A 12,536-nucleotide genomic window follows, 5' to 3' on the forward strand; every position below is an offset into this window, starting at 1 on the left:
AAGAATAAAAGTTCTATAATTGCTCCGATATTAAAACTTATCAACTTTTAAAAGGAGTAAATATGAGCCAACTCATTGAAGGTTTTTTAGGCAAGAGTATTGATGGCAAAAAAAGCAAAATGCCAGCAAAACTTGACTATATTCAAAGTGCAACAGGCTTGATTTTAGGCTTGTTTATGTGGGCACATATGTTTTTCGTTTCTACCATTTTGGTTAGTGATGATTTTTTTGATTCAGTGGTTCACTTTTTAGAACTAAAATTTATCATTAATAGCCCTATGATGAGCTACATCACTTCTTTCTTAGCTGCCTGTGTTTTGGTTATTTTCTTTGTGCATGCAGGTCTTGCAATGAGAAAATTCCCTATTAATTTCAGACAATACCAACTTTGTAGAACACACTTAAAATATATGAATCATGGTGATTCTTCTTTATGGTGGGTTCAAGCTGCAACTGGTTTTGTAATGTTTTTCTTGGGTTCTGCACACTTAATTTTTATCATTACTAATGCAGATAAAATCAGTGCTGATATGTCAGGCGATAGAGTAGTGAGCCATTTTATGTGGTTATTTTACATTGCCTTATTAATCTGTGTTGAGTTGCATGGTAGTATTGGTCTTTATAGATTATGTGTAAAATGGGGTTGGTTTGAAGGTAAAGATGCAAAAGAAAGTCGTAAAAAACTTAAAAAAGCAAAATGGTTTATTAGTATTTTCTTCTTAGTTTTAGGTGTATTAAGCTTAGCTGCTTTTGCAAAAATAGGCTTTAATAATTACCAAAACAACTCTGTAGCGCAAATAGTAAAAACTTATGATGGAGCTAAATATGAACATACAATATAGTGATGCTTTAGTTATCGGTGGTGGTCTTGCAGGTTTAAGAGCTGCTATTGAAGTTGCAAAAAGTGGTCAAAGTGTAACTTTATTAAGTATTTGTCCAGTTAAAAGATCTCACTCAGCTGCTGTACAAGGTGGTATGCAAGCGAGTTTAGGAAATAGCGTTAAAGGTGAGGGAGATAATGAAGATGTGCATTTTGCTGATACAGTAAAAGGATCTGACTGGGGCTGTGATCAAGAAGTTGCAAGAATGTTTGCGCAAACTGCTCCAAAAGCTGTGCGTGAGCTTGCTGCTTGGGGTGTGCCTTGGACTAGGGTTACAAAAGGACCTAGAACTGTAGTTATCAATGCTCAAAAAACTACTATTGAAGAAAAAGAAGAAGCACATGGTCTTATAAATGCAAGGGACTTTGGTGGTACTAAAAAATGGAGAACATGTTATATCGCTGATGCAACAGGACACTGTATGCTATATGGTGTGGCAAATGAAGCGATTAAACATCAAGTTAAAATCATCGATAGAATGGAAGCAGTAAGAATTATCCATGATGGTAAAAAATGTCTAGGGGCTATTGCTAGAGATTTAACTAATGGAGAATTAATCGCTTATGTTGCTAGAGGAACTATGATTGCAACAGGTGGTTATGGTAGAATTTATAAACAAACCACAAATGCTGTTATTTGTGAAGGAACAGGCGCTGCTATTGCACTTGAAACTGGACTTTGCAGACTTTCAAATATGGAAGCAGTGCAATTTCACCCAACTCCAATCGTACCAAGTGGTATCTTACTAACTGAAGGTTGTAGAGGTGATGGTGGTATCTTAAGAGATGTTGATGGTTACCGCTTTATGCCTGATTATGAGCCTGAGAAAAAAGAACTTGCAAGTAGGGACGTTGTAAGTCGTAGAATGATGGAGCATATTAGAAAAGGAAAAGGTGTAAAAAGCCCTTATGGAGATCATTTATGGCTTGATATTTCTATCCTTGGTCGTGCTCATGTTGAAAAAAATCTTCGCGATGTTCAAGATATTTGTAAAACATTTAATGGTATTGATCCTGCTGATGAGGGTCCAAAAGGCTGGGCACCAGTTTTACCTATGCAACATTACTCAATGGGTGGTATTAGAACAAAGCCAACTGGTGAAAGTCAATGGCTAAATGGTCTTTTTGCGTGTGGTGAAGCAGCTTGCTGGGATATGCACGGATTTAACCGCTTGGGTGGAAATTCATGTTCAGAAACTGTTGTTGCAGGTATGATCGTTGGAGATTATTTTGCACAATATTGTAAAGAAAATGGTAATGATATTGATACAAATATCGTTAAATCTTTCCTTTCTAAAGAGTATGATTACTTAAAATCTCTTGTTAGCAAAGAAGGAAAACATGATGTATTTGAAATCAAAAATAGAATGAAAGACATTATGTGGGAAAAAGTAGCTATCTTTAGAACAGGCCAAGGTCTTGAAGAAGCGGTTAAAGAGCTTGAAGAATTGTATCAAAAATCACTTGATCTAAAAGTACATGATAAAGAATTAAAATGTGCAAATCCAGAGCTTGAAGAAGCTTACAGGGTTCCAAGAATGCTAAAAATTGCTTTATGTGTTGCTTATGGTGCGCTTTTAAGAACAGAAAGCCGCGGGGCTCATTATAGAGAAGATTATCCAAAAAGAGATGACTTAAATTGGATGAAAAGAACAAATACTTACTGGGTAGAAGGTGAAAGTATGCCTAGAGTTGAGTATGAAGATCTTGACATTATGAAAATGGAAATCCCACCTGCATTTAGAGGTTATGGTGCTAAAGGAAATATCATTGAAAATCCATTAAGTGAAAAACGCCAAGCTGAAGTTGATGCGATCCGTGAAAAAATGGAAGCAGAAGGCAAAGGAAGATATGAAATTCAACATGCTTTAATGCCTTATGAATTACAAGCTAAATTTAAAGCACCAAATCAAAGAATAGGAGTTGATTATGAGTAGAAAATTAACAATAAGAGCATTTAAATATAATCCATTAAGTAAAATTTCTAAGCCTCATTTTGTTACTTATGAGCTTGAAGAAACTCCATTTATGACGATTTTTGTGTGCTTAACTCAAATCAGAGAAAAAATGGATGCGGATTTGAGTTTTGACTTTGTATGTAGAGCAGGGATTTGTGGAAGTTGTGCTATGATGATCAATGGTAAGCCAAAACTTGCTTGTAAAACATTGACAAAAGACTATCCAGATGGCGTTATAGAGCTTATGCCTTTACCTGCATTTAGACACATTAAGGACTTAAGTGTTAATACAGGTGAGTGGTTTGATGGTATGTGTAAACGCGTTGAAAGCTGGGTGCATAATGAAAAAGAAACAGATATTTCTAAACTTGAAGAGCGTATTGAACCAGAAGTTGCTGATGAGACTTTTGAGCTTGATCGTTGTATAGAGTGTGGAATTTGTGTTGCTTCTTGTGCAACTAAGTTAATGAGACCTGACTTTATCGCAGCTACTGGACTTTTAAGAACAGCTAGATATTTACAAGACCCACATGATCACAGAACCATAGAAGATTTTTATGAATTAGTGGGTGATGATGATGGTGTGTTTGGATGTATGTCTTTACTTGCATGTGAAGATAATTGTCCAAAAGAACTACCTTTACAAAGCAAAATCGCTTATATGAGAAGACAGCTTGTCGCTCAAAGAAACAAATAATTCTAGCCCCCAAGAAAAGGGGGCTCTTAAAACCTTACTAAAACAAATTTGGCAAAATCATAGCGTTTATCTTGACACAAATACACTTTTTGATGAAAGTTTGATTGATGTTCAAAAAGTAGCAATTCTTTTAAGTACTAATCTTGAAAATTATGAAAGATTTAGCGCTTTAAATGAATTTAAAAGTTTGATGAAAAGTTTAAATTTACGCTTAGATCTTTATGGTATTCAGTATGCACAGGTTTGTTTTATTAACGCTTTAAATTTAGGAATTTTAGACAAAAATGAGCTTTTAAAAGCCTTGGAAAAACTTCAAAAAATCACCGATAATACTTTAATATATGCTTTTGTATCTAAACAAAAAGTTATTCAAAAAGATTACAAGCAAGAAGTTAAAAACTCACATCAAACACTAGATCTTATTAACCAAAACTTACAAGAGCTTTGCGAAGATGAAAAAGCTCAAAAACTCTTACAAGAAGCTTTAGTTAAATTTAGCAATATTGATTTTTCTATCGCGGTAACGGGTGTGGTAAATGCAGGTAAATCAAGTATGCTAAATGCACTTTTAAAAAAAGATTTTTTAGGTGTATCTAATGTGCCTGAAACTGCAAATTTAAGTGTTTTAAAATACGGCAAAGACCAAAAAGCTAAGATATATTTTTGGAGTGATGAAGAATGGCAAGATATTTTAAAAAGCTCTAAAGATAATCAAGAAATGCAAGAACTTATAAAACAATTAGAGCAAAATTTTAATCTAAATGAGTATATTGAAAAAGAAAATAAAAATATAGAAATAAAAATTGAAGAATTAAAAAATTACACTAGTGCAAAAAACAAAATCTCAGCACTTATTAAAAAAATAGAACTTTTTTCATCGCTTGATTTTTTAAAAGATAATGTTTGTATAGTTGATACTCCAGGACTTGATGATGTGATCATCCAAAGAGAGCTTTTAACAAAAGCTTATATAAGCAAAGCTGACTTTTTAATTCATCTTATGAATGCTTCTCAAAGTTTAAGTCAAAAAGATTGTGACTTTATTATAGAATGTTTGTTAACTTCAAGGGTAAGTAAGCTTTTGATTGTGCTTACTAAGGCTGACTTGCTTAGTCAAAAAGACTTACAAGAAGTAATTAACTATACTAAAAATAAGCTCAAAGAAAATTTAGCACAAAAGCAGCTTAGCCAAGAATTATTAGATAATGTAGATTTTGTGTGTATTTCTTCAAAACTAGCTAATGATTTTTATCAAAAAAAAGGTGGAAATTTAGAACAAAGCAATATTTTAACGCTAGAAGAACTTATAGCTAAAAGCTTATATGATAAAAACAAAATCGCTCTAAGTGCTTATAAAAAAGAATTATTATTGCATTTAGAAAAAATAGAAGAAAAAATTAAATTTTCTAATAAAATACTAAATTACGAAAGCTTTGAGCTTGATAAGCAAAATCAAACTATTATCAATGACTTTAAAGCAAAAAAAGAAAAATTAATGCAAGTAAAAGCAGAGCTAAGTGCTATTTTTGGTACAAAATATGAAAATACTCAAGAAATTTTAACGCTTTTGCATTTGCTAGCTAAGAAATTAAAAGAAAAACTTATAGATGAGCTAAAATATAATCAAAATAATAAAATCAAAAACAATACTCAAAGATTAAACACTATCATCGATACGACTTTAAAAGATGGAATTTTTGATCTTTTAAGAGAATTAAAACAACAAAGTGAGTATAAGATCAATGAGCTTAAAAACACTCTAAGTGTGAAATATGATTTTTTAAAAGCTATTTTAGAGCAAAATTGTGATGATTTTAAAAGTAAGGTTGAAGCAAAAATAGAAAGTATTTTTACTAATGAACTTTTTATGACATTAAAAGCGGAACTTTTAAAAAATTTAGAGTTTACTCAAGATATTTATAAACTAGAAAGCTCTTTAGAAAATCAAATTTTAGAAAAATTACAAACATTTAATATAGAAAAAATCGCCCTAGATTTAAAAAATAATCAAGATTTTTTTACTAATTTAGAGCTTAGTTTGAATTTATATGAAAAAGAGCAAGAAGAACAAATCAAAGACTTAAAAGACTTGATTTTACAAATAGAACAAAATGAACAAAACTCCAAAGAGCTTTTAGAAAAAAACAATACAAAATTACAAAGTTTAAAGACTTTAAAAACGGAGCTTTTAAATGCAAAATGATTTGATTAATGATTTTTTAAAAGCTTATGAAAATGCTTATTGTAAAAGTTTTGATGATAGTTTTGAAGGAAAAATTTTAGCAATAAAAAATGCATTTTTAGAGCCGAGTTTGCATTTAAATGATGTGTTTTTAAAAGATCTTGAGATGATTATAGCTAGCTATAAAAGAGCCATTAATGTGGCCATTATAGGGCAATTTTCCAGCGGTAAATCTACGCTTTTAAATTTGATTTTACAAAAAGAATGCCTGCCAACAGGCGTGGTACCAGTGACTTTTAAACCTACTTTTTTACGCTATGCTAAAGAGTATTTTTTAAGAGTTGAATATGAAGATGGTAGTGATGAGATTGTTGATATAGATGAGCTTTCTAAATTTAGCGATCAAAGAAATGAGCTAAAAGAAACTAAAAGTTTGCACCTTTTTGCACCTATTGAGCTTTTAAAAGATATCACGCTTATAGATACCCCGGGTCTAAATGCAAACACCACCGACACGCTAACTACTTTTAAAGAACTTTCTTTTATGCATAGTGCTATTTGGCTTAGTTTGATTGATAATGCAGGCAAAAAAAGCGAAGAAGATGCTATAAAAGTAAATGCCAAGCTTTTAGAGCGTGGCGGGATTTGCGTGCTAAATCAAAAAGATAAGTTAAGTCAAGATGAGCTAGAAAATGTTTTAAATTATGCTCATTTAGTTTTTGATAAGTATTTTGAAAAAATCATCGCAATTTCATGCAAAGAAGCAAAATTTGATTTGCAAAAGTCAAATTTACCTTTACTTTATGAGTATTTAAAAGAACTTGATTATGAGCATATTAAAAAAGATTTTATCAAAGATAAACTTGGTAATCTATGCGAACTTTTGTCAAATCAATATGATTTGTTTCAAAATGCGCTAGAGCAATTAGAGTTTAAATTTAATACTATTTTGCAAACTTTCAAAGCAAGCAAGCTAGAGCAAAAAATCAAAATTTTAAATCATAATTGTTTAGATAAATTAAAACTTGTTGGAGAAAAAATTGCTCAAGAAATCTTAAAATTTATTAAAGAAAAAGATAGTAGTTATTATAAAGAAGCTAAGGGCTTATTTAAGAAAAATCTTTATGAAAAAGTTTCTTATAAAGCACCATATCTTTCAAGTGATGATGCGTTTTTGGCTATGTTTTATAACTCTGAAGCAATGAATAAGGAATTTAAAAGATTAAAAAATGAAATCGCTTTAGAATTTAGTCAAATCAAAGATGATTTTTCCTTATTTTTTACTAATTTAGAAGAGCAAATTTTGCTTTTTAAGGCTCAATTTTCAAATTTACAAAAAGAAAATGCCTTAGAAAGTGAAAAAGAATTTGCTAGTTTTAGAAGCTTTGCTAGTGCTAGTGAAGAACTTTTTTTAAAAGATTTTAAGCAATTATTATTTAAAAGCCAACTTGAACTTGATCTATTTTTAGAAAAGCTTAATCTAAAAGCTTTGGCAAATTATGAAAGTGCTACTAAACTTACTTTAGGATTTTTTAGCACTAAAATGAATGCGAGTAAAGAATTTTACGAGCTTGATAGCACTGAGTTTAGCTTATATCATCCAAAAGCAAGTGAAGTACATCAAAGAGTATTAACTGAGCTTAATGTATATGAATTTGAAGATTTACTTTTAAATAAGCCTGTAGTTTTAAAAATTTATAAAAATTATATGCAAAGTTTTGTTGATTTTATTGAGACTAAAAGACAGATTATTTTGAATTTAAAAAGTGAATTTGAGGCTAAAAAATCAATGATTTCTAGCATCAAATCCCAAATTTCTAAGCTTTAAAAATTTTTTCTAAGTGTGCTTTATAGTTTGTGAAATATTCTTGCACTTGAGGATTTTTGATTACATCATTTGCTATGAAAGTAGGCAAAGCGCTCATCCCTAAAAACTCATGTGCTTTGTGAAAGTGTAAATACACTCCATCAACTCCGGCTCCATTAAAGAATTCATTCTCACCATTAAAAGCTTGCATTGGAGCATTCCAAGTTAGTGAAAGCATGTATTTTTTATTTTTTAAAAGCCCACCTGTGCCATAATTCTTAGTAGGTTCATTATGACTTCTACCATCGTTTTTATAAAACACTCCATGTCCTGCTGTGAAAACATCGTCAATGTATTTTTTCACTATCCAAGGCTCTCCCATCCACCAACCAGGCATTTGCCAAATCAAAACATCAGCATTTAGAATTTTTTCTACCTCATTGTTTGTATCATAGCCTTGATCTATATGTGTTTGCTGGGTTTGTAAACCAAGATCTTGCAGAGTTTTAAGTGCAAGCTCATGTAAGCTTGTGTTTAGTCTTCCTTTAGAGTGTCCAAAGTCTTTTGCACCATTTAATAACAATACTTTTTGCATATTTTATCCTTTTATGTTTTTAAAATTATAATTTAACTATAATTTTATTTCAATACTGAAATTTATGTAAGATACTATATAAAAGGAAAGTATATGGAAGAAAAGTGCGATTTTACAGAATGTGGGTTTAACTATACCTTGTCTTTGATTTCAGGCAAATATAAGATGAGTGTTTTGTATTGTTTGTTTCGCTATGAAGTTGTAAGATATAATGAGCTTAAAAGATATCTTGGTAATATTTCTTTTAAGACTTTGACACATACTTTAAGAGAGCTTGAAAATGATGATTTAATCACGCGTAAAGAATACCCACAAATCCCTCCAAAAGTAGAATACCGTCTTGCTAAAAAAGGACAAAGCTTAATCCCTATTTTACAAGCGATGTGTGATTGGGGCGAGGCAAATCAAAAGGAATAAAAATGATAGAATTATTAGATGGTATAAATTTAGAAAAATACATGGGTACATGGTTAGAAATGGCTAGAAAACCTGCATTTTTTCAAAAAACTTGCAAAAGTGCCAAGGCAGAATATGAGCTAGAGTATGAAGGCTCTACACCTATAATTAAAGTCAAAAATATATGCACTAAAGAAAATGGAGAAATCTCTCAAGCAAATGGCAAAGCTAGGGTAAAATCACCAAGATCTTTAGCGGTTAAATTTAGTATTTTTATGAATGTTTTTAACAAGCCAAACTATGAGATTATTTATATTGATACAAATTATCAAGTTTCTATCGTAGGTAGTCCTGATAAAAAATATCTTTGGATTTTATCAAGAGAGATTTTAGCAAAAGAGCAAATAACCTCTTTGCTTGAAATAGCCAAGCAAAGAGGTTTTGATACTAGCGATGTGATTTTTGATGAGTATTAATTTTCTGCACTCATATCGATTACATAGCGGAATTTGGCTTTTCCTGAAGTGAGGTTTTCGTAAGCTTTGTCAATCTCGCTTGGCTTGATGAGTTCAATTTCAGGATAAATTCCATGTTCTAAAGAAAAATCAAGCATTTCTTGAGTTTCTTTAATGCCCCCAATAAGTGAGCCATATACTTTTTTACCTGCTTTATGTACAAAGTGAATGATGTTAATGCTAGGGCTTACTTCATGTGGAGGTAATCCTACTATAGCCATCTCACCACCAAATTTTAATAAATCCATATAAGCTAGCGGATCATAAGGGGTTGGTATGGTGGAGATGATGAGGTCAAATCTTTCTTTTACCACGCTTTTGTCTGTACTAGTATAAAAATTACTCACTCCCATAGCTAGAGCTTCTGCTTTTTTGTTTTCATTTCTTGCAAAAACACTTACTTTTGCACCCATTTTCACAGCATATTTAACTGCCATCATACCAAGTCCACCAAAACCTGCTACGGCTACACTTGAGCCTTCTTTGATGTTTGAAAATTTAAGCGGTGAATAGGTAGTAATACCTGCACAAAGTAAAGGTGCTACTTTGTCAAGTGGAGCATTTTTGGGTACATTGATAGCAAATTTTTCACTTACTACGATGTTGTTTGAGTAGCCTCCATAGGTGTTTTCATTATCATGAAATACATCTTTGCAGTTATAAGTGTAGATGGTTTTACCATTTTCGCAAAATTGTTCTTGAGATTTTTTACATGCTTCGCACTCTCCGCATGAGTTTACCATGCACCCAACCCCAGCATAATCACCTACTTTAAATTTACTCACATTTTCACCCACTGCGATAACTTCTCCTGCTATTTCATGACCAGGTACGCAAGGGTAGGTTGCCTCGCCCCATTCGCTTCTTGCGGTATGTATGTCACTATGACAAATTCCTGCGTACTTGATAGCGATTAAGATGTCGTTTTTGCCTACTTTATGGCGTGTAAATTCAAAAGGTGTGAATTTAGAATCCTTGCTAAGCATAGCATAACCTTTACTTTTAACACGACCATTTTCTAAAAAGATTTTTGAGTCCATTTTCTCTCCTTTGTGGTTTTTGAAATTATAATAAAGCTAGGTTTTTATTGCAATAGGGAAAATAAAGTAAGATACTATACTCAAGGTACGTTTGTGGGTTTTGGTTTGATTTTTATGGTATAATTATTTAAATTTTTTACCCATAAGGAAGCCATGGAACTTAAGCATTTTTCAGAAGATGATACTAGAGTTAAACTCATAGATGTAAAACTTCACGCTAGCTCTTGGAGCGAAGAAAATATCATAAGAAATTATTATTTTACCGATGGGCGTAAGCTTATAGGAAATAAAAGAGGCGAAAGAAAATTTGCAGATTATTTGCTGAAATTTCAAAACAATAATCTTGCTATCATAGAAGCTAAAAAACAAAGCAAAGATCCTTTAGATGGCTTGTCTCAAGGCATAGAATATGCCAGAATTTTAAACGTAGCATTTGTATATAGCACTAATGGCGATAAAATTTATGAATACAACTTAAAAACTTCAAGCGGTGAGTATATAGAAAAATTTCCAACCCCAAGTGAGCTTTTTGCTAGGATTTATGGAAATTTAAAAGAATGGCAACACAAGCTTTTATCGCAGCGAGAATTATACATACCCCAAAAAGGATTAAGGTATTATCAAAAGATCGCAGTTGATAAAGTCATAGAAGCTTTGATTAACGGTAAAAATAGAATTTTACTCACTCTTGCTACAGGTACAGGTAAAACCACCATAGCTTTTGCTTTGTGTTATCGTTTGCTTGAAGCTAGGTGGAATAAAACAAATCAAGACAAAAAACCTAAGATATTATTTTTATGTGATAGGGTGAGTTTAAGAGATCAAGCTTTAGGAGAGTTTAATCCTATAGAGGGCGATTGCGTGGCAGTGAGTGCGCAAGAGTTGAGAAAAAATAATGGCAGAGTGCCTACAAGTGCAAATGTGTTTTTTGGAATTTATCAAAGTCTAGCTTCAAATTCAAAAGAACAAGAAAATGCTAATGAAGAACAAGAAAGCAAATTCTACTTACAATACCCCAAAGATTTTTTTGATCTTATCATCATCGATGAATGCCACAGAGGTGGAGCGAATGAAAAAGGTAGCTGGGCAGGGGTGCTAGAGTATTTTTCGTCGGCTACGCATTTAGGGCTTACTGCTACACCTAAAAAAAGTGATAATGTAGATACTTATAGGTATTTTGGTGAGAGTATGTATGAGTATAGTCTTAAAGATGGCATAGAAGATGGCTTTTTAACCCCTTATAAAGTTAAGCGTGTTACGACTACGCTTAGTGAAGGCTATGTGTATAACCCTGATGATATCATAGAAGGTGAGTTAGAAAAAGGATTTTATAAGATCAATGAATTTGAAAGAAATATTCACTTACCTCAATACAACGATTTTCTAGCTAAAGAAATTTTAAAGCTCATCAACCCTATGGATAAAACCATCATCTTTTGTGCTAACCAAGCCCATGCAAGCGAAGTAAAAAGAGCCATTGATAAATTTAAAAGTGTAAAAAGAGATGACTACTGCGTGAGGGTTACAAGTGATGAGGGTAAAATAGGGCTTGAGTACTTAAAGCAGTTTCAAGATAATGACAAAAGCTACCCTGTGATACTCACTAGTTCTAAAATGCTAACCACAGGAGTAGATGCTAGAAATGTCCGCAACATAGTGCTTTTGGCAAATATAGGTTCTATCATAGAATTTAAGCAAATCATCGGAAGAGGCACTAGGGTGTATGAGGGAAAAGACTTTTTTACTATACTAGATTTTACCGGAGTAACAAGACTTTTTTATGATCCTAAATGGGATGGCGAGCAGATCAAAGATGAAGAAAAAACCGAAGTAAAAATTATACAAAACAAAAGAGAGCAAAGCAACCCTAAAGAAGCAACCAAGCAAAAAGAAGTCACTGTGCATTTAAAAGGCACAAAACTAAAAGTGCTTGATATAACGACAAGCTATATAGGAGATAGCGACAAGCCACTTAGCACAAAAGAATTTTTGGAATTTTTAGTAGGAAAATTAGCAGAATTTTATAACGATGAGACAAGGTTACGCGAGATTTGGAGTAATCAAGCAAGTAGAAAAGAATTTTTACAAAAACTTGAAAAAGACCGCATAAGCGAGCAGGTTTTGGAAGAATTGACAGTGATTTTTGAGCAAAAAGACTGCGATGTGTATGATGTGCTAGCACACTTAAGCTTTAACAGCGAGATAAAAACACGCCATGAACGCGTGCTAAATGTAAAAAATAGTACATTTTTAAAACGCTTCCAAAAAGAAAAAGCCTTAAAGCTTGTGGAATTTTTACTAGATAGGTATCAAGAGTATGGCATAAAAGACTTTGATAGTGGGTTAAAAACACTTATAGATCTTAGCTCTTTAGGTAGCGTAAAAGAGCTAGTGAGTGAATTTGAAGGTATGGAAAATTTAAAACAATGCATTGATGATTTACAAAGGGAGATTTATGCGAGGTAA

10 protein-coding genes are annotated in these 12,536 nt (G+C 32.2%); 8 read left to right on the top strand and 2 right to left on the bottom strand.

Features of this window, described 5'->3' with window-relative positions; all coding sequences use genetic code 11:
* The first annotated feature begins 62 nt into the window (after positions 1-62).
* The 5 genes from L8V82_RS04780 to L8V82_RS04800 are packed head-to-tail and all read left to right on the top strand — an operon-like array spanning position 63 to position 7,545.
* Entirely contained in the window at positions 63-842 is a 780-nt protein-coding gene (locus L8V82_RS04780; RefSeq protein ID WP_039617578.1) for a fumarate reductase cytochrome b subunit, read from the top strand.
* Complete coding sequence (locus L8V82_RS04785; protein ID WP_066007209.1) at positions 826-2,817, top strand: fumarate reductase flavoprotein subunit; 1,992 nt, start codon at positions 826-828, stop codon at positions 2,815-2,817. The genes L8V82_RS04780 and L8V82_RS04785 overlap by 17 nt, the downstream gene beginning before the upstream one ends.
* Positions 2,810-3,535 carry a fumarate reductase iron-sulfur subunit gene (locus L8V82_RS04790; protein ID WP_012661078.1) on the top strand — a complete coding sequence of 242 codons (726 nt, stop codon included), beginning with the start codon at positions 2,810-2,812 and terminating at the stop codon, positions 3,533-3,535. The genes L8V82_RS04785 and L8V82_RS04790 overlap by 8 nt, the downstream gene beginning before the upstream one ends.
* Positions 3,513-5,738, top strand: coding sequence for a dynamin family protein (locus L8V82_RS04795; RefSeq protein WP_263724183.1), 2,226 nt, complete (start codon positions 3,513-3,515; stop codon positions 5,736-5,738). The genes L8V82_RS04790 and L8V82_RS04795 overlap by 23 nt, the downstream gene beginning before the upstream one ends.
* Positions 5,728-7,545 carry a dynamin family protein gene (locus L8V82_RS04800; RefSeq protein WP_263724184.1) on the top strand — a complete coding sequence of 606 codons (1,818 nt, stop codon included), beginning with the start codon at positions 5,728-5,730 and terminating at the stop codon, positions 7,543-7,545. The genes L8V82_RS04795 and L8V82_RS04800 overlap by 11 nt, the downstream gene beginning before the upstream one ends.
* On the opposite strand, the gene L8V82_RS04805 is transcribed toward L8V82_RS04800, so the two are convergent.
* On the bottom strand, positions 7,535-8,119 hold the full coding sequence (locus tag L8V82_RS04805; RefSeq protein WP_263724185.1) for an NAD(P)H-dependent oxidoreductase: 585 nt from the start codon (positions 8,117-8,119) through the stop codon (positions 7,535-7,537). The genes L8V82_RS04800 and L8V82_RS04805 overlap by 11 nt on opposite strands.
* A 93-nt stretch (positions 8,120-8,212) precedes the next feature.
* On the opposite strand from L8V82_RS04805, the gene rrpA reads away from it, so the two are divergent.
* The gene (gene rrpA, locus L8V82_RS04810) at positions 8,213-8,536 is read left to right on the top strand and encodes a MarR family transcription factor RrpA (RefSeq protein ID WP_263724186.1); all 324 of its coding nucleotides are present in this window, start codon (positions 8,213-8,215) and stop codon (positions 8,534-8,536) included.
* Between the two features lie 2 nt (positions 8,537-8,538).
* Complete coding sequence (locus tag L8V82_RS04815; protein WP_263724187.1) at positions 8,539-8,991, top strand: lipocalin family protein; 453 nt, start codon at positions 8,539-8,541, stop codon at positions 8,989-8,991.
* Here L8V82_RS04815 and L8V82_RS04820 read toward each other — a convergent pair.
* Positions 8,988-10,070, bottom strand: coding sequence for an NAD(P)-dependent alcohol dehydrogenase (locus L8V82_RS04820; protein WP_263724188.1), 1,083 nt, complete (start codon positions 10,068-10,070; stop codon positions 8,988-8,990). The genes L8V82_RS04815 and L8V82_RS04820 overlap by 4 nt on opposite strands.
* Positions 10,071-10,223: 153 nt before the next feature.
* On the opposite strand from L8V82_RS04820, the gene hsdR reads away from it, so the two are divergent.
* Positions 10,224-12,536, top strand: a complete 2,313-nt coding sequence (gene hsdR, locus L8V82_RS04825) for an EcoAI/FtnUII family type I restriction enzme subunit R (RefSeq protein WP_263724189.1) — start codon at positions 10,224-10,226, stop codon at positions 12,534-12,536.

This window comes from Campylobacter sp. IFREMER_LSEM_CL2151, from assembly GCF_025771725.1.
Classification (GTDB): Bacteria; Campylobacterota; Campylobacteria; order Campylobacterales; family Campylobacteraceae; genus Campylobacter_D; species Campylobacter_D lari_C.

Excerpts from the sequence above, each read along its gene's own strand:
- L8V82_RS04785 (WP_066007209.1), top strand. The coding sequence starts at position 826 with ATGAACATACAATATAGTGATGCTTTAGTTATCGGTGGTGGTCTTGCA.
- L8V82_RS04790 (WP_012661078.1), top strand. The coding sequence starts at position 2,810 with ATGAGTAGAAAATTAACAATAAGAGCATTTAAATATAATCCATTAAGT.
- hsdR (WP_263724189.1), top strand. The coding sequence starts at position 10,224 with ATGGAACTTAAGCATTTTTCAGAAGATGATACTAGAGTTAAACTCATA.
- L8V82_RS04805 (WP_263724185.1), bottom strand. The coding sequence starts at position 8,119 with ATGCAAAAAGTATTGTTATTAAATGGTGCAAAAGACTTTGGACACTCT.
- L8V82_RS04800 (WP_263724184.1), top strand. The coding sequence starts at position 5,728 with ATGCAAAATGATTTGATTAATGATTTTTTAAAAGCTTATGAAAATGCT.
- L8V82_RS04780 (WP_039617578.1), top strand. The coding sequence starts at position 63 with ATGAGCCAACTCATTGAAGGTTTTTTAGGCAAGAGTATTGATGGCAAA.
- L8V82_RS04815 (WP_263724187.1), top strand. The coding sequence starts at position 8,539 with ATGATAGAATTATTAGATGGTATAAATTTAGAAAAATACATGGGTACA.
- rrpA (WP_263724186.1), top strand. The coding sequence starts at position 8,213 with ATGGAAGAAAAGTGCGATTTTACAGAATGTGGGTTTAACTATACCTTG.
- L8V82_RS04820 (WP_263724188.1), bottom strand. The coding sequence starts at position 10,070 with ATGGACTCAAAAATCTTTTTAGAAAATGGTCGTGTTAAAAGTAAAGGT.